The sequence below is a fragment of the Methylomonas sp. PHL2-19 genome (assembly GCF_059331595.1).
This window is the reverse complement of record NZ_CP196839.1, coordinates 4,365,264-4,387,622: the sequence shown is the minus strand read 5'-3', so window position 1 is coordinate 4,387,622 and position 22,359 is coordinate 4,365,264. Positions and strand designations below refer to the sequence as shown.

The following is a 22,359-nucleotide window of genomic DNA, read 5'->3' as shown; positions in this document are numbered from 1 at the left end:
AGGCCGAGTCAAATCGGCCTTTTTTATGAGTAAACCATGCCCGATCTCAATTCTCAGGTCATCGCTGCATCCTTACCTGCCGCGTATCGGAAAGTGTTCGTTGCCTATAGCGGCGGCTTGGACTCGACGGTGCTGCTGGATCTATGCGTTGGCTTGCCGTCGCTCGCCGGCAAAATTATTGCCGTTTATGTCGATCACGGCTTGCAAGCCGAGTCGGCGGGATGGGGTGAGCATTGTCGCCGGCAAGCAGAGCGCTTAGGTGTAGATTTTCAATTGTTAACGGTTGATGCGAGGGCCAACAACGGCGAAAGCCCGGAGGCGGCGGCACGAGAGGCCCGTTATCGGGCGCTACGGGAATTATTGGCTGTCGACGATATTATCCTGCTGGCCCAGCACCGCGAAGATCAGATGGAAACCTTGCTGTTGCAATTGTTCCGAGGTGCCGGCGTGTCCGGCTTGGCCGGCATGCCCATTGCGAGCGATTTTGGGAATGGACAACTGCTGCGACCGCTATTGGACGTGGCTAAAGTTGATATACAGCGGTATGCGCAAAAGCATCGTTTGCAATGGGTGGAAGATCCCAGCAATCAAAGCAACGATTTTGACCGCAACTATCTGCGTAACGAAGTTCTGCCTGTATTGAAACAGCGTTGGCCGGTGCTGGATAAAACGGTTGCGCGTTCGGCAAAACTCTGCGGCGATGCCGCGCAGATGATAGAGGCTTGGGCGAAGCAGGCCTTGCTGGCGGTTGTCGATCCGACCGATGGTAGTTTTAATATCGCCGATTTATCAGCCGTCACAGCGATGCAACTGAATTGCCTTTTACGGCAATGGTTGGGGTGCATGGGTTTGAAGCCGCCGAGCCAGGCGGTGTTGCAAACGCTGGTTGAGCAGTTGATTGGTGGGCGTGCCGATGCGTTGCCGCAAATTAATATTCAAGGCCATTCCATCCGAAAATATCGGCAAAAATTGTATTGCATCCCTCTGCAACGTTTACAAAAAGAAACTCAGGCAAAGCCGTGGAACCAAGAGCAGGAGCGGATAACCTTAGGCAATGGCTATGTATTGACCAGAAGCACTGCATCGGCCGGGCTATCTAAAAACTTGTGGAATAATGCGATAGTGACAGTGGAGCCCAGGCGGGGTGGCGAAACCCTTAAAATACCTGGTCGAGCCGGACATCATTGTCTAAAAAAGCTTTATCAAGAGGCTGGGGTTCCGCCTTGGGAAAGAGAAATTCGGCCTTTGATTTATTTAAATGGTCGCTTGGCTGCGGTAGCAGGCTTATGGGTAGCGGAATGGGCTTGGCTCAGCGCGGCGGACGCTTGTTACCAATTGGATTGGCGCGCATCCGAAAGCGTGTAATGATAGGCAACGAAAACTGTTAGGAGGTGTCATGTTGATGTTTCCCGAGATACTCCAGGCCATGATCGTGGGCATGATGATCGCGATTCCGGCGATCCTGATCTATAAAAAAGCCGGGCTAAACCCAGCGTGGGCGGCGCTAGTGTTTTTGCCGGTATTTGGATTATTGATCGTGTTTTTGCAATTGGCCTTCCAAGAGTGGCCGAACACAAAACAGGAGCGCTAGCCATGGAACTATTTTTTGTGTTGTTACCGGTATTCATGCTGTTTTGCCTGTGGTTGGGCTATCGGATTTTGGAAAAAGCCGGATTCGATGGGCGCTGGGTCCTGGTTTTGTTGGTGCCGATACTCAACGTCATCATGATTTGGGTGTTTGCATTCAGTACGTGGCCCAAGTTACAAAGTGGCGTAGATCAGGGCTTATAAGCGGCCGCCTGACATGACCGAAAAGACCCGCGGCAAGCTTCCGGCGATTTTCATTCCGGTGGTGTTATTCATCGTATTTGATGCGGTGGCGCTGGGGCTTAATTTTTGGATTTCTGCAAAGCTGGAAAAGAGTGCGTTGGCTATTAATTTGTCCGGCCGCCAGCGCATGTTGTCGCAGCGCATGACCAAATCCCTGCTGATGTTGCATGTCGCGCAAACCGACGCGGAAAAGCACAACGCTTTTAGCGAATTTTCCGATGCCGTCGATTTGTTCGATAAAACCTTAAACGGATTTTTGCAAGGCAGCATGACCAGTAGCGGTGATGGCAAACCGGTTTATCTGGCTGCCACCGAAGCCCCCAATACGCAAATGATTACGGTCTCGGCGTCCCAGCTTTGGACTTTGATCCACAAACGTTTATTGCCGGTTGAACAAGGTGGTGCAGGGGTTGATGTCGAGGTTTTGCGGCCGGCATTAAATACATTGTTGATGCATAACTCGCAATTGCTGGGTTTGATGAATGAACTTACTACAGCATTGCAGCAGAACGCTACCAAGGAAGTGTTCTACTTGCGTACCTTGCAAGCTAGTCTGTTATTACTGGCGCTGTTGAATTTTGCTCTGGTCTGCAAACGCTTGCTGGCGCAAATCAAGCAATCGCAGGGTAATGTGCAGGCCTTACGCAATATTATCGATTCCATCGAGACCGGTATCGTTTTGTATGGCCGAGACGAAAGTGTGCTTTCCGTCAATAAGGCCGCCAATCAGTTGTTCGGATATGGCGATCAGGTCTTGATCGGCAAGCCTTTAAAAGAATTGATTATTGCGGACAATGCTCGAATGCTGGGGCTGCGGCGCGACAATTCCACCTTTGTCGCCAAAATCAACACTCAAACCCTGTTCGAGTTTAACGATCAGATTAGTTTGTGCACGATTACCGATGTCAGCGAGCAGGAGCGCAAGGAAAAACAATTAATGCATTTGGCGTTTCATGATCAACTCACCGGTTTGCCGAATCGTGGTTTGTTGATCGAGCGCTTGCGGCAAGACTTGCTGCGCGCCAAGCGCGATTCGACATTTTTGGCAGTACTGTTTTTGGATTTGGACGGTTTCAAGGATGTCAACGATGAAATGGGGCATGATGCCGGCGACGAGTTACTGCAAGCGGTGGCTAGACGTTTTGAACAATGTTGCCGTGAAGTCGATACCGTCGCGCGTTTGGGCGGCGATGAGTTCGTATTCGTGCTAACGTCGCTGCACTCGGTGCTGGCGGCCAAGCAAGTGGCGCTAAATGTGTTGAAAGCGATCAATCAAGCATTTTTAATTCATGGAAAGACTGTCAAAATTGGTGCCAGTATCGGCATTGCCATGTATCCCACCGATCATTTCGAAGCCGAATTGTTGATTAAATGTGCTGACGATGCGATGTATCTGGCAAAGCAACGCGGCAAAAATCAGTTGGCGTTTACTGCCGAATCTCGTTGATGTTTTTCAATAATCGAGATCCCTGCTCAGCTTGCTTTGGCAATTAAAAAGGCAATTGCACCATAAAACTGTTAGAATTTGCCGCTTTTCGACCCCCTTGCTATTGCTTAACAGGGCGCCAAACGTTCATGACAAAATTCATATTCATCACCGGCGGAGTGGTTTCATCCTTGGGAAAAGGGATAGCCGCTTCATCGTTGGCAGCCATCTTGGAAGATCGCGGCCTGAAAGTTACTCTCACCAAACTCGATCCTTATATCAACGTCGATCCCGGCACCATGAGCCCGTTTCAACACGGCGAGGTGTTTGTTACCGAGGATGGCGCGGAAACCGATCTGGATTTAGGCCATTACGAGCGGTTTTTAAAAACCACGATGGCCAAGAAAAACAACTTCACTACCGGCCAGGTTTACGAGCAAGTGCTGCGTAACGAGCGTAAAGGCGAGTATCTTGGCGCGACCGTACAGGTTATTCCGCATATCACCGACGAAATCAAACGCCGTGTCTACGCCAGTGCGGAAGGTACAGATGTGGCTCTGATTGAGGTCGGCGGCACCGTCGGCGACATCGAATCCTTGCCGTTTCTGGAATCCATCCGGCAAATGGGCGTGGAATTGGGTCGGGACCGGGCGGTATTTATCCACCTGACTTTGGTGCCTTACATTAAGTCTGCCGGCGAGATTAAAACCAAACCGACGCAGCATTCCGTAAAAGAGCTGCGCACCATCGGTATTCAGCCGGACATTTTGATTTGCCGTTCCGAGCAGCCGATTCCGGCCAGTGAGCGTAAAAAAATCGCCTTGTTCACGAATGTCAACGAGAAAGCGGTTATTTCCGCGATTGACGCCGATACCATCTACCGCATTCCACTGTTACTACGCGAACAAGGATTGGACGACATCGTGGTAGCGCAACTGCGCCTCGACGTGCCGCCGGCTGATTTGTCGGCTTGGGAGAAAGTGGTCGATGGCCTGACTCACCCCACCGATGAAGTCAATATTGCCATTGTCGGTAAATATGTCGATCACACCGATGCCTACAAATCCTTGAATGAGGCTTTGATTCACGCTGGGATCCACACCCGTCACAAGGTGCAAATCACTTATATCGATTCCGAAACCATCGAAGCCGAAGGCACCGCAAAGCTGAAAAATGTCGATGCGATTCTGGTGCCAGGCGGCTTTGGTGAGCGCGGCGTAGAAGGTAAGATTTCTACGGTACGCTTCGCCCGCGAAAATAAGATTCCATATCTGGGTATTTGCTTGGGCATGCAGTCCGCGGTTATCGAGTTTGCTCGCGATGTGGTCGGTTTGGAAGGCGCGCATAGCACCGAGTTTTTGCCGAATAGCCCGCACCCCATCATCGGCTTGATTACCGAATGGATGGATGAAGCCGGGCAGTTAAACGTGCGCGACGAAGACTCCGACATCGGTGGCACCATGCGCTTGGGCGCGCAGAAATGCCGCTTAAAATCCGATTCATTGGCATTCGAGTTGTACCAAAAAGATGTGATTACCGAGCGCCATCGTCACCGTTACGAATTTAACAATCAGTATTTGAAGCAATTGGAAGCCGCAGGCATGCGTTTTTCCGGTAAGTCGCTGGATGGCCGCTTGGTAGAAATTATTGAGCTGCCCGATCATCCCTGGTTTTTGGCCTGCCAATTCCATCCTGAATTCACCTCGACACCGCGTAACGGTCATCCGTTGTTCTCCGGCTTCGTCGAAGCGGCCGCCAAACACAAGAAATACCCTTTAGGGGCATAAACAAGGTTAAACATGCAATTATGTAATTTCGAAGTTGGCCTGGATAAGCCGTTTTTCCTGATCGCCGGTACTTGTGTGATCGAAAGCGAACAAATGACCATGGATACCGCCGGTAAATTGAAAGAAATAGCCGACGAGTTGGCTATTCCGTTTATCTACAAATCCTCGTTCGACAAAGCCAACCGTTCTTCATTGGGCAGTTTTCGCGGTCCGGGCCTGGAAAAAGGTTTGCAGATCCTGGAAAAAGTGAAGCAACAATTAAGCGTGCCAGTATTGACCGACGTGCATGAAGACACGCCACTGGCGGAAGTGGCGGCGGTGGTGGATGTATTGCAAACCCCGGCATTCCTGTGCCGCCAGACCAATTTCATTCAAAGCGTCGCGGCTTTGGGCAAGCCGGTGAATATCAAAAAAGGCCAGTTTTTAGCGCCTTGGGATATGGCCAATGTCGCCGCCAAAGCCAAAGCCACCGGCAATCAGCAAATCATGGTTTGCGAGCGCGGCGTGTCGTTTGGCTATAATAATTTGGTTTCGGACATGCGTTCGCTGGCCGTAATGCGCGACACCGGTTGCCCGGTGGTATTCGATGCCACCCATTCCGTGCAGTTACCGGGCGGGCAGGGCAATGTCTCCGGTGGTCAGCGAGAGCACGTGCCCGTGTTGGCGCGCGCCGCAGTCGCTGTGGGTATCGCCGGGCTGTTCATGGAATCGCATCCCAAACCCGAAGAAGCGTTGAGCGACGGTCCCAATTCCTGGCCCTTGCACCGCATGAAAGAATTATTGGAAATGTTAGTAACGATAGACCGGGCTGTTAAATCCACCAGCCTGATTGAAACCACACTATAGGGCAAAATAATGGCAAGAATAGTAGACGTAAAGGCAAGAGAAGTTCTGGATTCACGCGGTAACCCAACTGTAGAAGCGGAAGTGTATTTGGCATCCGGCATCGTCGGTACTGCGATGGTGCCATCCGGCGCCTCCACCGGCGAACGCGAAGCGATTGAGTTGCGCGACGGTGATAAAGCCCGTTATTTGGGCAAAGGTGTGTTGAAAGCGGTTAACTTCGTCAACACCGAAATCCGTGAAGCTGTGGTGGGTATGGATGCCAACAACCAAGCCGCATTGGACGAAAAAATGATTGCCTTGGACGGCACTCCTAGCAAAAGCCGCATTGGTGCTAACGCCATTTTGGGCGTTTCTATGGCTGCTGCCCGTGCTGCTGCGCAAGAAGCCGGCGTACCCTTGTACAAATTCCTGAACAAATCCGGCGAATTCATTCTGCCTGTACCGATGATGAACATCATCAACGGCGGCTCCCACGCCGATAACAGCGTGGATTTGCAAGAGTTCATGATTCTGCCTGTTGGCGCCCCCACTTTCCGCGAAGCGATCCGTTACGGCGCTGAAGTATTTCATAACCTGGCCAAGGTACTAAAAAGCCGCGGCTTGGCTACCACCGTGGGCGATGAAGGCGGTTTCGCGCCTAACCTGTCTTCTAACGAAGAAGCTATCGAAGTCATCCTGGAAGCGATCGAAAAAGCCGGCTATAAAGCGGGTGAAGACATCTACTTGGGTATGGATGCAGCGGCTTCCGAGTACTTCGAATACGGCAAATATGTGTTGTCTGCGGAAAATCGCAGCTTTAACTCCACGGAAATGGTCGACTTCCTGGCTGCCTGGGTAGATAAATACCCCATCATTTCGATCGAAGACGGTTTGGATGAAAACGACTGGGACGGCTGGAAATATGAAACTGAAAAATTGGGCGGCAAAATTCAATTGGTCGGCGACGATTTGTTCGTGACCAACCCTGCCATCCTGAAAGAAGGTATCGAGAAAGGCATCGCCAACTCCATTCTGATCAAAGTCAACCAAATTGGTACCTTGACCGAAACCCTGGCGGCCATCGATATGGCTGCTGCTGCGGGTTATAGCGCCGTGGTTTCTCACCGTTCAGGTGAAACCGAAGACACCACCATTGCCGACTTGGTTGTGGCGACCGGCACCGGCCAAATCAAAACCGGTTCATTGAGCCGTTCCGACCGTGTTGCCAAATACAACCGCTTGATGAAAATCGAAGACGAGTTGGGCGAAAAGGCTAAATACGCCGGCCGTAGCGCGTTCAAAATGCTGAAATAAAGAAGCGTAGGTTGGGTTAGGCGCAGCCGTAACCCAACGAATTGCTTTATTGTTGGGTTGCGTTCTTCTAGACGCAACCCATCTTACAGATCGAGAGTAGCCATTAAAACCCTGATCGCCATCATCATCCTGTTAATCGTTCACTTCCAGTATCGGTTGTGGCTAGGTGATGCCAGCGTCTCGCAGATTAGCGATTATCGGGAACGCCTGGAAACCTTGACCAAGGAAGCCCAGGAAAAAAAGGAACGCAACGACTCCTTATATGCCGAGGTACTGGATTTGCGCCGTGGCTTGGAAACCATCGAAGAACGCGCCCGCTACGAGCTGGGCATGATCAAGGAAAACGAAACCTTCTTTCAAGTGCTTGAGTAGAGCATGAATCAAACTCCTAAATGCTGGGCAGTTGTCCCGGCAGCCGGCGTCGGCAAACGCATGCAAGCCGACCGCCCTAAACAATATCTGCCGCTGGCCGGCAAAACCGTCATTGAACATACCTTAGACCGATTATTGCAGTCCGGCGCTTTTCAAGCCGTGGCTGTAGCAATATCCATTGAAGATCCGTATTGGCCGGAGTTGGATGTGTCTAAACATCCGCAGGTGATTACCGCACCTGGCGGGAAAGAGCGGGCCGACTCGGTACTATCGGCGCTGAAGTCTTTGCAAGGCCAGGCCGCCGAAGACGACTGGGTGTTGGTGCATGACGCCGCCCGGCCTTGTCTGACTGCCTCCGATATTCATCTGCAAATCGACACGCTAAAAGACGATGCGGTCGGCGGCATACTGGCGCTGTCTTCACACGACACGCTGAAGCACGTCGACGGCGACACGATTACTGCAACGATAGATCGCAAACATGTCTGGCGGGCGTTGACCCCACAAATGTTCAAATACGGCATGTTGCGCGACGCCTTGCAGCAAACCGAAGGCAATCCGGCCATTACCGACGAAGCCAGTGCGCTGGAATTGTTGGGGTTCCTGCCGAAAATTGTCGAAGGCCGTCCCGATAACATCAAAATCACCCGGCCGGAAGATCTGGCGCTGGCGCAATTTTATATGGAGCAACAAGCATGATCCGAGTCGGCCAAGGCTACGACGTCCACCGTTTCAACGACGGCGACCACATCATTTTGGGTGGCGTAAAAATTCCCTACGAAAAAGGCCTGGAAGCCCATTCCGACGGCGACGTGGTGCTGCATGCACTAGCTGACGCCATTCTCGGCGCGGCGGCTTTAGGCGACATCGGCAAGCATTTTCCAGACACCGACCCCGAATTCAAGGGCGCTGACAGCCGCGTATTGCTACGCCACGTCTATAAAATCGTTCAGGAAAAAGGCTACAAATTAGTCAACGCCGATGTGACCATCATCGCCCAGGCACCGAAAATGCTGCCGCACGTGCCGGCCATGCGCGCCAACATCGCTGCCGACTTGGCTGTCGATGTCGATTTCATCAACGTCAAAGCCACTACCACCGAGAAACTGGGTTTCGAGGGGCGCAAGGAAGGTATTGCGGTGCAGGTGGTGGTGTTGATTGAGAAATAAAAACCTTATTAGTGGCTGATCTAGCCAGAAGGCACTCACCGCGCACCTTCTGGCTAGTGTCTTCGTTACGGCCTTCGTTCGGTATGCGGTGCGTCCCCTCAGATTTTTGGTGTTGATGCTCTGTAAATTAAGGAGTCGACTATGAGTAGAAATGACGCCATAAGCGAATTTATTGCTTATGGCTTCGAGCACTATGGCGACGGCTTCGGAATTGTGCTTTTTGGTATCACTATCCTTATTAGCTCCGGGATGATTCCTTGGCTAAGCGGCAGGCAAAAAAGGGGAGTTAAAGGGTATTTAGACGCGCAAAATGACTCACGTCCGCCAACTACGGAGGAAGAGTATTATCACTCGCACTACCTTACCTTTAAGGTTGGAATCTTCTTTGTTGTGTTAGGTGTTTTTTTTATACTTTTTCAACCAAGCTAATTTTCTGAACATTTTGGTTTGTTGCGCGATACGCTGAAGCAGGGCAACGAAAATTTTGGTTAGGTCGGCCAGGGGGCGCGTAGCGTTTCCGGATAATTTATTGGTAACAACCCTGATATGTCGGGTGCCGTCTCGGCAACAGCTCCTGTGGCGCTATACCTCCCGCATCCATGCACTCGTATTGCAACAACTTGACCAAATCTCCCATGACAGAATTTAGTTTACCCGAATGGCCTTACGCCTACGGTGGCCCGTCCGGTACCGGCGCCATCAAAACCGAGCCTGAGGATTTCGTCGTCGAAGAAATTCTATCGTTTGAGCCCGAAGGCAGTGGCGAGCATATATTCCTGCATATCCAAAAAATCGGCGAAAACACCGAATATGTGGCACGGCAGTTGGCTCGCCATGCCGGTGTCAGACAGCACGATGTCAGCTACGCTGGTCTGAAGGATAGACACGGTCGCACCCGTCAGTGGTTCAGCGTGTGGTTGCCGGGTAAGGCTGATCCGGATTGGTCAGCTATCGAAACCGACCGGTTGCAGGTTTTGCAAACGGTCCGGCATGCCCGGAAACTGAAGCGCGGCGTATTGGCCGGCAACCGCTTTACCTTGCTGATCCGCAATTGGACAGGCGATCAAGAACTTGCCGAAAAGCAGTTGCAACACGTCAAAGCCCAGGGTTATCCGAATTACTTCGGCCCGCAGCGTTTCGGGCATCATGGCCAAAATATCCAGCGCGCGCTGGCCATGTTTGCTGGTGCCAAGGTCAAGCGGGAACAGCGTTCCCTATATTTATCAGCGGCGCGTTCGTATTTGTTCAATTTGATCTTGGCCCGGCGCGTCGAGCAAGCCAATTGGCAGCGTGCGATAAGTGGCGATGTATTCAAGCTAGACGGTAGTAATAGCTGTTTTACCGGCGATACCAACGACGCCAGTCTGTCGGCTCGCGTCGAACAGGGTGATATTCATCCCACCGGGATCATGTGGGGTCGTGGCTGTAAGACGGCTACGGCTGAGGCCGGTGCGATAGAAAGTGCCGTGATTGCCGCTAATGCATCCGTAGCCGACAGATTGCTTGCGTTTGATCTGGAAGCAGATCGTCGGGCCTTGCGCTCATTGCCGCAAGATATGGAGTGGCAGTGGTTGGACAATCAACTCAAGTTGAGCTTCAATTTGCCCGCCGGTAGCTATGCCACCGCCTTGTTACGGGAAATTATCGGTGATGCACCTAGTGCCGGTGATTGAATTTGCTTTGATAAAATTGCTTTTTAAGTTGTAATGGCAGCGCTTTATAATACTTAAGTACAGTAGCGCGTTTCAGCGTTATAAGAACTATAACTTCTACTCACATCCTCCATGCCTGATAGCGGCCAGATATCCGGACCAGCAGATTCCACGTTTGACGATCCTTTATTGTTGGCTTTGCTGTCGGTCTGCAAGTTGTTGCATATCCCGCAAACCGCCACGGCCTTGGTGGCCGGGCTGCCCTTAGTCGATAATAAATTAACGCCGGCCTTGTTTACGCGAGCCGCTGAACGCGCCGGTTTGACCAGCCGCTTGTTGCGCAGGCCCTTGCAGAAAATTTCCAATTTGGTGCTACCGGCGGTGCTTTTGCTTAAAGATGGCAACGCCTGCGTGTTACTCGCCAAGAATACTGACAGCTATACGGTAGTGTTGCCGGAAACCGAGAGCGGCAAAAAGACTGTCAGCTTTGCGGAGCTGCAAGCCAGTTACAGCGGTTCGGCTTTTTTTGTGCAATTACAGCATCGCTTTGACGGCAGAACCGCGGAATCGGCGGTGCCTAAGGTCAAACATTGGTTTTGGGACGTCCTGTATAAATCTTGGCCGATTTATGCGGAAGTGTTGGCGGCCTCGGTATTAATCAATCTGTTCGCTTTGGCGGCGCCGTTATTTTTCATGAATGTGTATGATCGCGTGGTGCCGAATCACGCGCTGGAAACCTTGTGGGTCCTGACGGTAGGCGTGCTGATCGTGTTTGGCTTTGAATTGGCGATGAAGCTGCTGCGAAGTTATTTTATCGATGCGGCCGGTAAGCGCGCCGATATTATCTTGTCGGCGAATATTTTTGAAAAACTGATGAATATTCGCATGGAAGCCAGGCCGCCATCGGTGGGTGCATTTGCCAACAACCTGAGCGAATTCGAATCGTTTCGCGAGTTTTTGACCTCGGCGACGCTGGTGACATTGATCGACTTGCCGTTTTTGTTTTTGTTTTTAGTGATTATTTATGGCGTCGGCGGCAGTTTGGCTTTGATTCCGTTGGCGATTTTACCGTTGGCCATGTTGATTGGTATCGCCTTGCAGGCGCCGTTAAAGAACACGATCAACGCCATGTTCAAATTCGGCGGCGAGAAAAATGCCACACTGGTGGAAGCGCTGTCCAATCTGGAAACTATCAAAACGGCCGGTGCGGAAGGGCAATTGCAGCGCCGTTGGGAACAGAATGTCGGCGAAATTGCCCGGCTGGGGTTAAAGTCGCGGTTTTATGCCGGCTTAACCGTCAATTTGACTGCTTTCCTACAGCAATTGGCATCGGTATTGGTGGTGGTGGCCGGTGTCTACCAGATTACGGATGGCGATTTGACGACCGGCGGCTTGGTGGCTTGCACAATGTTGACCTCGCGGGCCTTGGCGCCGGTGGGGCAGGTCGCCGCACTATTGACCCGTTACCATCAAGCTGTGACCGCCTTGGGGTCGTTTAACCGCATGATGGCCTTACCGGTGGAACGCGAGAGTGGTAAGGACTATTTGCATAGGCCGGGTTTCAAGGGCGAGATAGAGTTCAAGCACGTCCGTTTCAGCTATCCGCAGCAACCGGTCAAGGCCCTGGACGGCATAACGTTTAAGATCAAGGCTGGTGAGCGCGTGGGGTTTATCGGCCGCATCGGTTCCGGCAAGAGTACGTTGGAAAAATTGATGCTGGGTTTATATCAGGCGCAAGAGGGTTCGATATTGATAGACGGCACCGATATTCGCCAAATCGATCCTTCCGATTTACGCCGGCAAATCGGCTATGTGCCGCAAGATATTGCCTTAATGTTTGGCAGCGTGAAGGACAATATTGTCTTGGGTTCACGCTACGCCGATGACGCTGCGGTGTTAAAAGCGGCGGCGATTGCCGGTGTGGATCAATTCGTCAGTAAACATCCTGCGGGTTTTGATTTGCAAGTGGGCGAACGCGGTGCATCCCTGTCCGGTGGGCAGCGGCAGAGTATTGCGCTGGCTAGAGCTTTGCTGTTGTCGCCATCCATATTTATTATGGATGAGCCGACCAACGCGATGGACAACAGTAGCGAGGAGGCGTTTAAACAGCGGTTTGCCGCGCAATTGGGCGAACAGACTCTGATACTGGTTACGCACCGCATGTCGTTGCTGAGTTTGGTGGACAGATTGATCGTAATGGACGGCGGGCATATGGTCGCCGACGGTCCCAAGGATCATGTGCTGGAAGCCTTGCGCCAAGGACAGATCAAGGTGGCTATTTGATATGTTGAAAAAAATAGCCGAGTGGCGCGCTGAGCATCGCTATCGAGCCGAAGATCAGGGCTTTTTAAGCGACGTCAACGCCGCCAATCTTTACGAATTACCCTTGCAAAGCCATTTAATCCTGTGGTCCTCGGTGGCATTTGTGGTGGTGGCCTTGGTTTGGGCTGGATTTGCCAGCTTGGACGAAGTCACACGTGGTGACGGCAAGACCATACCGTCCAGTCAGGTCCAGGTGGTGCAGAATCTGGAGGGTGGTATCGTTTCGGAAATATTGGTTCAAGAAGGCCAATTGGTGGAAAAGGATCAAGTGTTGCTGCAACTCGATCAAGTCCGTTTTGCTTCCTCGTTTAAGGAAGCCAAGTTAAAGTATTACGAGTTACTGGCGAATACCGCGCGCTTGAATGCCGAAGTCAATGGCACGCCCTTGGCGATTCCGGAAGAGGTTTTGAAAAACGCGCCGCAAATTGCCGAGAATGCCAGGCAATTGCTGGTTTCCAAGCAGAGCGAAATAAGATCGAATAGCGACATTTTCGCCGAGCAGGTACGGCAGAAAGAGCAGGAAATTATTGAAATTCAATCGAAAAGTGACCAGTTGGCGCGTAGCTACAAATTATTGCAAGACGAAGTGAAGATGTCTGAACCGCTGGTGGCTGACGGGGCGATGTCGCAAGTTGAATTATTGCGTTTGCAGCGTGCTGCCAACGATTTGAAGGGCGAGCTGAATTCTGCCAATCTGGCGATGCCGCGGCTACGTTCGTCATTGGACGAAGCGCGTAACAAATTAGCGGAGATCAAGATTCGTTATAAAACCGAAGCCTTGAAAGAGTTGAACGAGGTGAAGGCGGAACTGGATCGTACATCCGAATCTGCCGTTGCTTTAGAAGATAGGGTTAGCCGTACTAGAGTGCTGTCGCCGGTAAAAGGCACGGTAAAACGCATCAAGGTGGCTACGGTGGGCGGTGTTATTCAACCCGGCATGGATTTGCTGGAAATCGTGCCGCTGGAAGATCAGTTGTTGATAGAAGCGAAAATTCGGCCGGCGGACATTGCTTTTCTTCGCCCTGGGCAGAAAGCTGTGGTAAAACTAAGCGCTTATGATTTTTCGATCTACGGCGGCCTGGAGGCCTCTTTGGAACATATCAGCGCCGACAGCATACCCGGCGAAAAGAAAGATGAAGACAGTTACTACTTGATTCGTTTGCGCACCGCTAAAAATTACCTGGAAAAGGGCGGCGAACGCTTGGAAATCATTGCCGGGATGACCGCGGAAGTTGATATTTTAACCGGAAAAAAAACAGTGCTTGATTACCTCTTAAAGCCGATATTGAAAGCCAGGGATAGGGCTTTAAGAGAACGATAACTCATAACAACAATTACATTTGTGGCTAACATACTGATTTATTCCAATAATCCTCAGCTGACGGCGCAGTGGACTCATGCGCTGATCGCGGAATATAACGTTAGTATGCTGCACAGTATCCGCAGCGAATATACGGCCGATGCAGTGATTTTCGATGCAAAAAAACTGGATGACGATGCCAGTTTGTTAACGGTTTTTGCTAACAAAAAGGTCCGGTTTCTGGTGATGGGTTGCGATTGGCCGGAACATAAGCAGATCGAGGTGCTGATTAACGGTGCCGCCGGCTATTGCGAACAATCCGAAGCGTCGGAACTTTTAACTCGTGCGGTAGCTTGTATTTTGGCGGGCGATATTTGGATTCGTCGGGCTTTGGTGCCCAAGGTCATTGGTGTGTTGACCAGTGCCAGGCGTCCACAACTTGCACCTAATACTGTCGATACCGAACTAAAGCTAAAGCAACTGGCTAGTTTATCCGCGCGCGAAGTGGAAGTGGCGGACATGATACGGCAGGGCGAAAGTAATAAGCGTATTGCTTTTGCGATGAATATTTCCGAGCGTACTGTAAAAGCGCATTTATCGTCGATTTTTAGGAAATTGAATGTCGACGACCGATTGAGATTAGCCCTATTGTTAAAAGAAATCGACCAATATCAGAGAGGAATGTTATGAGAGTCAGCAGGAGTTTGAGTTTAGGAATAGCCATGCATTTGGCCTGTGTATCCAGCAGCCAGGCGTTGAGTTTGCAAGAGTCTATTCAGAAAGTATTGGATGAAAATCCCCAAGTCCAAGCTGCCAAATCAGAACGCCGCGCGGTTGAAGAGGAAATCGGCCAAGCCAAGGCCGGCTATTTTCCAACGGTGGATGTCACAGCCGGCATCGGCTGGGAAGAATCGAATAACCCTACCACTCGGGGCCGCGGTGACGGCTCGGTTTTTTATCATAGGGAGGAAGGGGCGATTCTGGCCAGGCAAATGTTGTTTGATGGTCTGGCTACTCCGAATGAAGTGGAGAGACAGGAAGCTCGCACCGACTCAAGAGCCTACACCGTATTTGGCCGGTCGGAAATAACCGCGCTTGATGGTGTTGAAGCCTACATCAAGGTGTTGCGACGTCAGGAGTTGTTGAATCTGGCTAAGGAAAATCTGCAACGTCATCAAGGTACCAACGATCAAATCAAACTGCGTAGTGAACGCGGCGTGGGCAAACGGGCTGACGTCGACCAGTCGATGGGCCGGGTAGCCTTGGCGGAAAAGAATGTGTTGTCCGAAATCGGTAATTTGAAAGATGCCGAGACCAGTTTCTTGCGAGTCATAGGTATGCTGCCGGAAGGGATTCAGCCGATTCAGTCCCCTGAAGCCGCATTGCCTCAGACGCTTGATCAAGCCATAGAGGAAGCGTTGGCCGACCATCCTATTCTGAAATCGGCCAATTCCGATATCGATTCGGCATTTGCTCAACATGCTACGGCAATGGCGCCTTATTTTCCGCGTTTTGATATTGAGACCGGCGTCAGTCATAACTACAATCTGGACGGTATTCGCGGTACCAACTCGGATATGACCGCGATGTTACGCATGCGCTATAACATTTTTAACGGCGGTAAGGATGTGGCCCGTCGCGAGCAAACCGCGCAGTTGATCAATCAGGCCAAGGATATTCGCGATAATACGCATAGGCAGGTGATTGAAAGCATGCGTTTGTCGTGGGTGGCTCACCAAACCGTGAAAAGTCAGCTGGAGTTTTTTAAACAGCACGTCGATTCCAGCGAGAAGACTATCAGCGCTTATCAGCAGCAATTCAATATCGGGCAACGGACGTTATTGGACTTGTTGGATACCTTCAACGAAGCCTATATCGCCAAAAGTTCGTATATCAATGCCAAATATGACGAGTTGTTTTCGCAATTCCGGATTTTAGCGAGCAAAGGCCAATTGAATAAGTATTTGGGTACGACCTTGCCAGCCGAAGTTCAACCGCTTAGTGCCGCTGACTAAGGCGATCAATCGTTAATAGTTAAGGCTAGGTAGAGACTTAGACTTCCCCCCAAATTGAACCTATTTGGGGAGAAGTTTTCAATGAGGCTGATGAGCCGTTTGGAGCGCTGGTCGATAAACTGATTCAATACAATTTGACCAGCTAGAGCTACTTGGCAATACGCAATACCGCTTCCGACACTATCTCCATCAACTCTTTACCACCTTGTTGCACGTATTCTACAATCGCTTTACGCATGCGCGGTTCCCAAAAGTTGCGGATATGTTGTTCAACGCCTTTAATGGCCAATTCCCGATCGGGTTCGGATTTAAAAAAAGCGCCAATGTTATTGGCCATTTTAATGAGATTATGGTTATCCATGTTCTATGCGGCTGATTCTTGGTAATGTTGTAAACGATGAGGGTGAGTGTAGATCATGTGATTCTCGTGACGGGCGAAGCCGACCAGAGTCAGTCCGCACTCTTCCGCCAATTGAATCGCTAATGCGGTAGGTGCGGATATGGCTGCCAGCAGTGTGATGCCAACGCTGGCTGCTTTTTGTACCATTTCGTAACTGGCGCGGCTGGTCACTAGCAGCCAGCCATTTTCAAAATTGCAGTTGGCTTTGGCTAATGAGCCGATCAGTTTATCCAGTGCATTGTGGCGGCCGACATCCTCCCGTACCGCAACGATGCCGCGTTCCGGATGCAGCCACGCTGCCGCATGGACCGCGCCGGTCAATAAATTCAGAGATTGTTTTTGCGCCATATCGGCGAAACCGCTGCTCAATAGATGTGCACTAAGCGCTAAACCTTGGCCGACATGATGCGGGTGGCGGATGGCTTGTTCCAACGTAGTGGCTCCGCACAAACCGCAACCGGTTCTGCCGGTCATGTTTTTTCCCTTGCCGTGCAGTTTCTCGAATCGGGCTTCCGGAATCGTCATTCTGACTTCCACGCCTTTGGAGCGTTGTACGACACGTATCGATTGCAATTCGGATGGATGACCGATGATTTCCTCGGTCAGGCTGAAACCCAGCGCAAAATCTTCCAAATTAAGGGGCGTTGCCAGCATCACCACATGCGGAATGGTGTTGTAGACCAACACCACCGGCACTTCTTCGGCGACATAATCTTCCTTCGCGGTATGAACAGGCCCGCGCCAGCTATCGAACGTGCCGGTTCGATAGCTGGTCCAGCCCAGTTCGCTTGAGACTGCATCCATAAATCGGTTGCGGTTTACTCGTTGACCGCGATGCGGTTTTCCAGCAAAGACAACTGGTTGTCGGAAAAGTCTTGGTATTCCTGTTGCCATGCCGACGGTTGCGCGACTTTTGCAACATGCACCGCTGTAACCTTGTATTCCGGACAGTTGGTTGCCCAGTCCGAGTTATCGGTGGTTATAACGTTGGCGCCTGAATGCGGGAAATGGAAAGTGGTATAAACCACGCCCGGCTGCATGCGGTCCGTGACCTTGGCGCGCAATACCGTTTCGCCGGAGCGACTTTTCACGCCGCACCAATCGCCATCGCTGATGCCTAAGACTTCGGCATCGTGCGGGTGCAATTCCAGACGGTCTTCTTCATGCCAAGCAACGTTTTCAGTGCGGCGGGTTTGCGCCCCAACGTTGTATTGCGACAAGATTCGGCCGGTGGTCAGGATCAATGGATACTTGCTACTGGTGCGTTCTTCGGTTGCAACATATTCGGTCAGCATGAAACGACCTTTGCCGCGGACGAAGTGATCGGCGTGCATGATCGGTGTACCGTCCGGGGTTTCGTCGTTGCAAGGCCATTGGATGCTGCCCATTTCGTCGATTTTTTCGTAACTGACGCCGGCAAATTGCGGCGTTAGAGCCGCGATTTCATCCATGATTTCCGAAGGATGATTGTAATTCATCGGATAACCCAGGGCGTTGGACAAGTCCTGGGTTACTTCCCAGTCTTCCTTGCCGCCTAGTGGGGTCATGACTTTGCGAACTGGTGAAATTCGGCGTTCGGCATTGGTAAAGGTGCCGTTTTTTTCCAGGAACGAGGAGCCCGGTAAAAATACGTGGGCGAATTTGGCCGTTTCGTTCAGGAAAATGTCTTGTACCACCAAGCATTCCAGTTCGCGTAGCGCGTGGTGAACGTGCGTTATGTCTGGATCCGACTGAGCGATGTCTTCACCTTGTACGTACAAGCCTTTGAAACTGCCGTCGATAGCGGCGGCAAACATATTCGGGATGCGTAAGCCGGGTTCGGATGACAGCGCTACGTTCCAAGCTGTCTCGAACTGAATGCGGGTTTGCGAATCGGAAACATGGCGGTAGCCGACGAACTCGTGCGGAAACGAGCCCATATCGCAAGAGCCTTGCACGTTGTTTTGTCCGCGCAATGGATTGACGCCGACGCCGTCGCGGCCGATATTGCCGGTAGCCATCGCTAAATTGGCGATACCTATGACGGTCGTCGAGCCTTGGCTATGTTCGGTAACGCCCAAGCCGTAATAGATCGCACCATTACCGCCTGTTGCGTACAAGCGGGCTGCTGCGCGCATGCTCTCGGCAGGCACGCCGGTCAATTCGGCAACGGCTTCAGGTGAATGCTGAGGCAGCGCAACGAAGGTTTTCCATTTGTTAAACGACTCGACATCGCAACGTTCCAACGCAAATTTTTCGTCCGCCAGGCCTTCGGTGACGATGACGTGAGCCAATGCAGTGACGACGGCAACGTTGGTGCCGGGGCGCAGTTTCAGATGATAGTCGGCTTTTACATGCGGGCTATTGCTCACCAAATCGATGCTGCGTGGATCGACCACGATTAGTTTTGCGCCTTGGCGCAAGCGGCGTTTCATCATCGAGCCGAAAACCGGGTGGCCGTCAGTCGGATTGGCGCCGATTACCATAATCACATCGGACTGCATCACCGAGTCAAAGGTTTGGGTGCCGGATGACTCACCAAATGTGCTTTTCAATCCGTAGCCGGTCGGTGAGTGGCAAACGCGGGCGCAGGTGTCGACATTGTTGTTACCGAAGCCGGCGCGGATTAATTTTTGCACCAGATAGGTTTCTTCGTTGGTGCAACGCGATGAAGTAATACCACCGATTGAGTCTTTACCGTATTTGGCCTGGATACCTTTCAATTTGTTGGCAGCAAAGCTAATGGCTTCTTCCCAGCTGACTTCGCGCCAAGGATCGGAAATTTTTTCCCGGACCATGGGAGTGGTGATGCGGTCTTTGTGCGTGGCATAACCAAACGCGAAACGGCCTTTGACACAAGAATGACCATGATTGGCTTGGCCGTTTTTGTCAGGCACCATGCGCACCAGTTGTTCGCCTTTCATTTCGGCTTTGAATGAGCAACCGACACCGCAATAGGCGCAGGTGGTGATGGTGCTGTGCTCAGGCACGCCATTGTCGATCACCGATTTTTCCATCAGCGTCGCGGTAGGGCATGCTTGTACGCAGGCGCCGCAGGATACGCATTCGGATTCCATGAAAGGCTGGTTTTGGCCTGGAGAGACTTTGGAGTCGAAGCCTCGCCCGTCGATAGTTAGGGCGAAAGTGCCTTGCACTTCCTCGCAAGCGCGCACGCAACGCGAGCAAACGATACATTTCGAAGGATCAAAGCTGAAATAAGGATTGCTGGTGTCTTTTTCGGAATTCAGATGGTTTTCGCCGTCGAAGCCGTAGCGGACTTCACGCAAGCCAACTTGACCGACGGTGTCTTGCAGTTCGCAGTCGCCGTTGGCGGCACAGGTCAGACAGTCTAAAGGATGGTCGGAGATATACAGTTCGGCGATGCCGCGTCTGATGCTGGCCAACTTATCGTTCTGGGTACAGACCTTCATGCCGTCCGCGACTGGCGTCGTGCAGGAAGCTGGATAGCCGCGCGCGCCTTCGATTTGTACCAGACACATCCGGCACGAGCCGAAGGGATCGAGGCTGTCGGTGGCACACAGTTTAGGGATGCTGATCCCAGCTTCGGCGGCGGCGCGCATTACGGAACTGCCGGCATTGACAGTGACCTTATGGCCGTCGATTTCCAGAGTGACTTGATTTGCAGACGAACTCGCGGGAGTTCCGTAATCTATTTCGTTATTGGCAGACATATTTATCTCCTGGTAATCGATCAGGCTTTGGCGGCTTCGAGGCCAAAGTCTTCAGGGAAATGATTCAGCGCGCTCAACACCGGGAATGGTGTCATGCCGCCCATCGCACACAAAGATCCGTAAGTCATGGTGTCGCATAAATCGCGCAACAACACGGTGTTTTTATCCTTTTGCACGCCGTCGACAATGCGGTCTATTACTTCGACGCCGCGTGTCGATCCGATTCGGCAAGGTGTGCATTTGCCGCAGGATTCTTCCACGCAAAATTCCATTGCATAACGGGCCATGTCGGCCATGTTGACAGTGTCGTCGTGAACCACGATGCCGCCATGGCCTAATACCGCTGATATTGCCGCGAAGGCTTCGTAATCCAACGGGGTATCGAACTGGCCTTCGTGCAGATAGGCACCCAATGGACCACCCACCTGAACCGCGCGTATCGGCCTGCCGCTGGCGGAGCCGCCGCCGTAATCGTAAAGCAGCTCGCGCAAGGTCATGCCGAAAGCCACTTCAAACAACCCTGGATGTTTGATGTTGCCAGCCAGTTGTAGGGGTAGGGTACCGCGCGAACGCCCCATGCCGTAGTTTTTATAATATTCGCCGCCTTTGTCTAGGATCACCGGGATCGAAGCCAGCGAAATGACGTTGTTGACGATGGTGGGTTTGCCGAACAGGCCGACGATAGCGGGAAGCGGCGGCTTAAAACGCACTAATCCGCGTTTGCCTTCCAAGCTTTCCAATAAAGATGTTTCTTCGCCGCAGATATAAGCGCCCGCGCCGCTACGCACTTCCAAGTGGAAGGTTTTGCCGCTACTTTGAATGTTTTCGCCCAGATAGCCGTTTTTGTAGGCGGCTTCGATGGCTTGATTCAGTGCGATTTTGGCGTGCGGATATTCGACGCGCAGATAAATATAACCTTGGGTAGCGCCCACCGCCAAGCCAGCGATAGTCATACCCTCGATCAATACGAAGGGGTCGCCTTCCATGATCATCCGGTCGGAGAAGGTACCTGAGTCGCCTTCGTCGGCGTTGCAGACGATGTATTTCTGGTCTGCAGGCGCGTTTAACACCGTATTCCATTTGATCCCGGTTGGAAACGCCGCGCCGCCACGACCGCGTAAGCCTGAGTCAGTTACTTGCTTGACGATCTCGGTTGGTTGTAAGGCCAGCGCATTTTTTAAACCTCGGTATCCATCGTGAGCCAAATAGTCGTCGATATTGACTGGGTCGGTTATGCCAACGCGGGCAAAGGTAAGACGGTTTTGATTTTTGAAATAAGCTATTTCTTCAATGTTGCCTAAATAGAGTGGGTGTTGCTTCCCTTCTAGCAAGCCGGCATCGAGTAAAGATGCCACATCTTCTGCTTGCACTGGGCCATAGGCAACTCTGCCCTGGCTGGTTTCGACTTCTACGAGGGTTTCCAGCCAGAACAATCCGCGCGAGCCGTTGCGGACAATTTCTACTGATAGGTTTTTGCTGGAGGCTTGCTGTGCTAAGGCCTTGGCAACTTGCTCCGCACCTAAGGAAAGCGCGGTGGAGTCGCGGGATATGAATACGCGGGTCATTATTTGGCACCTTTATAAGTGGCTAGCAATCGGTCGAATTTTTCGGTTGTGACGCGGCCAATCACCTCGTCGTCTATCGTGATTGATGGCGAGCAAGCGCAGTTACCCAAACAATAAACAGGTTCTAATGAAAAAATTCCGTCGGCTGTTGTTTCGTGAAAGTCGATGCCAAGCTGTTGTTTGGCATGGGTTTCCAATGCTTTACCGTTCATGGCTTGGCATGATTCGGCCCGACAAATCCTTATCGTGTGCTCTCCGGGCGGAGTTTCCCGGAAGTAATGATAAAAACTAATAACCCCGTGGACTTCCGCTTGGGAAAGGTTGAGTGATTTGGCAATGTCTACTACGGCAGCCGGCGGGATGTAGCCCAGTGTGTCCTGAATACCATGCAATATGGGCAGCAGATTACCCGGCATCGCTTGATGAGTGTCCAGTATTTCCAACACGGTGGGTTTTTGGGTTTGATAGTCTTGCATCATTGGCTCTGTAATAAATGACGAAAAGGTTATCGTTCTATTTAATCATGAACAAACCCGGGTTTGCAATTCGGGTTCATGCCTCAATCCCGCGTATTTCCTAAGCAAAGCAAGGTAATTGCATCTTCGGACTCTGATTGGTTCCGGAAGTTCGCGTGGAAAAAAAGTGATGGTGGATGCTTTACTTTTAAATGATAATTGTTATCATTAATGTGCATATGATTTAAGAGAGGGT

Annotated in this window: 21 protein-coding genes; 16 read left to right on the top strand and 5 right to left on the bottom strand. The window is 51.6% G+C overall.

Going from position 1 to position 22,359, the window contains the following annotated elements:
- Positions 1-36: 36 nt before the first annotated feature.
- The 16 genes from tilS to ACR02O_RS20145 all read left to right on the top strand — a co-directional run bounded on the left by tilS (position 37) and on the right by ACR02O_RS20145 (position 16,012).
- Positions 37-1,365 (top strand): tRNA lysidine(34) synthetase TilS, encoded by a 1,329-nt coding sequence (gene tilS, locus ACR02O_RS20220; RefSeq protein ID WP_494522295.1) that lies wholly within the window; start codon positions 37-39, stop codon positions 1,363-1,365.
- Between the two features lie 31 nt (positions 1,366-1,396).
- On the top strand, positions 1,397-1,591 hold the full coding sequence (locus ACR02O_RS20215; protein WP_101051834.1) for a hypothetical protein: 195 nt from the start codon (positions 1,397-1,399) through the stop codon (positions 1,589-1,591).
- Positions 1,592-1,593: 2 nt separating this feature from the next.
- On the top strand, positions 1,594-1,791 hold the full coding sequence (locus ACR02O_RS20210; RefSeq protein ID WP_033158828.1) for a hypothetical protein: 198 nt from the start codon (positions 1,594-1,596) through the stop codon (positions 1,789-1,791).
- A gap of 13 nt (positions 1,792-1,804) precedes the next feature.
- Entirely contained in the window at positions 1,805-3,277 is a 1,473-nt protein-coding gene (locus ACR02O_RS20205) for a diguanylate cyclase domain-containing protein (protein WP_494522294.1), read from the top strand.
- 128 nt (positions 3,278-3,405) lie between these two features.
- Positions 3,406-5,043 (top strand): CTP synthase, encoded by a 1,638-nt coding sequence (gene pyrG, locus ACR02O_RS20200; RefSeq protein WP_494522293.1) that lies wholly within the window; start codon positions 3,406-3,408, stop codon positions 5,041-5,043.
- Between the two features lie 12 nt (positions 5,044-5,055).
- The gene (kdsA, locus tag ACR02O_RS20195) at positions 5,056-5,889 is read left to right on the top strand and encodes a 3-deoxy-8-phosphooctulonate synthase (protein ID WP_205453532.1); all 834 of its coding nucleotides are present in this window, start codon (positions 5,056-5,058) and stop codon (positions 5,887-5,889) included.
- Between the two features lie 9 nt (positions 5,890-5,898).
- Entirely contained in the window at positions 5,899-7,182 is a 1,284-nt protein-coding gene (eno, locus tag ACR02O_RS20190; protein ID WP_458138142.1) for a phosphopyruvate hydratase, read from the top strand.
- A gap of 102 nt (positions 7,183-7,284) precedes the next feature.
- Entirely contained in the window at positions 7,285-7,554 is a 270-nt protein-coding gene (locus ACR02O_RS20185; protein ID WP_101051831.1) for a septum formation initiator family protein, read from the top strand.
- A 3-nt stretch (positions 7,555-7,557) separates the two neighbouring features.
- A complete protein-coding gene (gene ispD / locus ACR02O_RS20180) occupies positions 7,558-8,253 on the top strand; it encodes a 2-C-methyl-D-erythritol 4-phosphate cytidylyltransferase (RefSeq protein ID WP_458138141.1) in 696 nt (231 codons plus the stop codon).
- On the top strand, positions 8,250-8,723 hold the full coding sequence (gene ispF / locus ACR02O_RS20175) for a 2-C-methyl-D-erythritol 2,4-cyclodiphosphate synthase (protein ID WP_445366795.1): 474 nt from the start codon (positions 8,250-8,252) through the stop codon (positions 8,721-8,723). The genes ispD and ispF overlap by 4 nt, the downstream gene beginning before the upstream one ends.
- A gap of 141 nt (positions 8,724-8,864) precedes the next feature.
- Positions 8,865-9,152, top strand: a complete 288-nt coding sequence (locus tag ACR02O_RS20170; protein ID WP_101051828.1) for a hypothetical protein — start codon at positions 8,865-8,867, stop codon at positions 9,150-9,152.
- A gap of 206 nt (positions 9,153-9,358) precedes the next feature.
- On the top strand, positions 9,359-10,396 hold the full coding sequence (gene truD, locus ACR02O_RS20165) for a tRNA pseudouridine(13) synthase TruD (RefSeq protein WP_458138140.1): 1,038 nt from the start codon (positions 9,359-9,361) through the stop codon (positions 10,394-10,396).
- Positions 10,397-10,507: 111 nt separating this feature from the next.
- Complete coding sequence (locus tag ACR02O_RS20160) at positions 10,508-12,658, top strand: type I secretion system permease/ATPase (RefSeq protein WP_458138139.1); 2,151 nt, start codon at positions 10,508-10,510, stop codon at positions 12,656-12,658.
- A gap of 1 nt (position 12,659) precedes the next feature.
- Positions 12,660-14,018, top strand: coding sequence for an HlyD family type I secretion periplasmic adaptor subunit (locus tag ACR02O_RS20155; RefSeq protein WP_458138138.1), 1,359 nt, complete (start codon positions 12,660-12,662; stop codon positions 14,016-14,018).
- A gap of 21 nt (positions 14,019-14,039) precedes the next feature.
- The gene (locus tag ACR02O_RS20150; protein ID WP_165786264.1) at positions 14,040-14,687 is read left to right on the top strand and encodes a response regulator transcription factor; all 648 of its coding nucleotides are present in this window, start codon (positions 14,040-14,042) and stop codon (positions 14,685-14,687) included.
- Entirely contained in the window at positions 14,684-16,012 is a 1,329-nt protein-coding gene (locus ACR02O_RS20145; RefSeq protein ID WP_051670413.1) for a TolC family outer membrane protein, read from the top strand. The genes ACR02O_RS20150 and ACR02O_RS20145 overlap by 4 nt, the downstream gene beginning before the upstream one ends.
- Before the next feature lie 148 nt (positions 16,013-16,160).
- On the opposite strand, the gene ACR02O_RS20140 is transcribed toward ACR02O_RS20145, so the two are convergent.
- From ACR02O_RS20140 to ACR02O_RS20120, 5 genes are read right to left on the bottom strand one after another with little or no spacing between them, the layout of a single operon-like run.
- Positions 16,161-16,349, bottom strand: coding sequence for a formate dehydrogenase subunit delta (locus ACR02O_RS20140; RefSeq protein ID WP_276308146.1), 189 nt, complete (start codon positions 16,347-16,349; stop codon positions 16,161-16,163).
- 27 nt (positions 16,350-16,376) lie between these two features.
- Positions 16,377-17,216 carry a formate dehydrogenase accessory sulfurtransferase FdhD gene (gene fdhD, locus ACR02O_RS20135; RefSeq protein WP_033158840.1) on the bottom strand — a complete coding sequence of 280 codons (840 nt, stop codon included), beginning with the start codon at positions 17,214-17,216 and terminating at the stop codon, positions 16,377-16,379.
- Between the two features lie 14 nt (positions 17,217-17,230).
- Complete coding sequence (gene fdhF, locus ACR02O_RS20130) at positions 17,231-20,083, bottom strand: formate dehydrogenase subunit alpha (protein WP_101051824.1); 2,853 nt, start codon at positions 20,081-20,083, stop codon at positions 17,231-17,233.
- Between the two features lie 20 nt (positions 20,084-20,103).
- A complete protein-coding gene (locus tag ACR02O_RS20125) occupies positions 20,104-21,648 on the bottom strand; it encodes a formate dehydrogenase beta subunit (RefSeq protein WP_033158842.1) in 1,545 nt (514 codons plus the stop codon).
- Positions 21,648-22,124 carry a formate dehydrogenase subunit gamma gene (locus tag ACR02O_RS20120; RefSeq protein ID WP_033158843.1) on the bottom strand — a complete coding sequence of 159 codons (477 nt, stop codon included), beginning with the start codon at positions 22,122-22,124 and terminating at the stop codon, positions 21,648-21,650. Before ACR02O_RS20120 ends, ACR02O_RS20125 begins: the two co-directional genes overlap by 1 nt.
- Positions 22,125-22,359: the final 235 nt, after the last annotated feature.

Coding starts and splice junctions, on each gene's coding strand:
- tilS (WP_494522295.1), top strand. CDS start 37: ATGCCCGATCTCAATTCTCAGGTCATCGCTGCATCCTTACCTGCCGCG.
- ACR02O_RS20215 (WP_101051834.1), top strand. CDS start 1,397: ATGTTGATGTTTCCCGAGATACTCCAGGCCATGATCGTGGGCATGATG.
- ACR02O_RS20210 (WP_033158828.1), top strand. CDS start 1,594: ATGGAACTATTTTTTGTGTTGTTACCGGTATTCATGCTGTTTTGCCTG.
- ACR02O_RS20205 (WP_494522294.1), top strand. CDS start 1,805: ATGACCGAAAAGACCCGCGGCAAGCTTCCGGCGATTTTCATTCCGGTG.
- pyrG (WP_494522293.1), top strand. CDS start 3,406: ATGACAAAATTCATATTCATCACCGGCGGAGTGGTTTCATCCTTGGGA.
- kdsA (WP_205453532.1), top strand. CDS start 5,056: ATGCAATTATGTAATTTCGAAGTTGGCCTGGATAAGCCGTTTTTCCTG.
- eno (WP_458138142.1), top strand. CDS start 5,899: ATGGCAAGAATAGTAGACGTAAAGGCAAGAGAAGTTCTGGATTCACGC.
- ispD (WP_458138141.1), top strand. CDS start 7,558: ATGAATCAAACTCCTAAATGCTGGGCAGTTGTCCCGGCAGCCGGCGTC.
- ispF (WP_445366795.1), top strand. CDS start 8,250: ATGATCCGAGTCGGCCAAGGCTACGACGTCCACCGTTTCAACGACGGC.
- ACR02O_RS20170 (WP_101051828.1), top strand. CDS start 8,865: ATGAGTAGAAATGACGCCATAAGCGAATTTATTGCTTATGGCTTCGAG.
- truD (WP_458138140.1), top strand. CDS start 9,359: ATGACAGAATTTAGTTTACCCGAATGGCCTTACGCCTACGGTGGCCCG.
- ACR02O_RS20160 (WP_458138139.1), top strand. CDS start 10,508: ATGCCTGATAGCGGCCAGATATCCGGACCAGCAGATTCCACGTTTGAC.
- ACR02O_RS20155 (WP_458138138.1), top strand. CDS start 12,660: ATGTTGAAAAAAATAGCCGAGTGGCGCGCTGAGCATCGCTATCGAGCC.
- ACR02O_RS20145 (WP_051670413.1), top strand. CDS start 14,684: ATGAGAGTCAGCAGGAGTTTGAGTTTAGGAATAGCCATGCATTTGGCC.
- ACR02O_RS20140 (WP_276308146.1), bottom strand. CDS start 16,349: ATGGCCAATAACATTGGCGCTTTTTTTAAATCCGAACCCGATCGGGAA.
- fdhD (WP_033158840.1), bottom strand. CDS start 17,216: ATGGATGCAGTCTCAAGCGAACTGGGCTGGACCAGCTATCGAACCGGC.
- fdhF (WP_101051824.1), bottom strand. CDS start 20,083: ATGTCTGCCAATAACGAAATAGATTACGGAACTCCCGCGAGTTCGTCT.
- ACR02O_RS20125 (WP_033158842.1), bottom strand. CDS start 21,648: ATGACCCGCGTATTCATATCCCGCGACTCCACCGCGCTTTCCTTAGGT.
- ACR02O_RS20120 (WP_033158843.1), bottom strand. CDS start 22,124: ATGCAAGACTATCAAACCCAAAAACCCACCGTGTTGGAAATACTGGAC.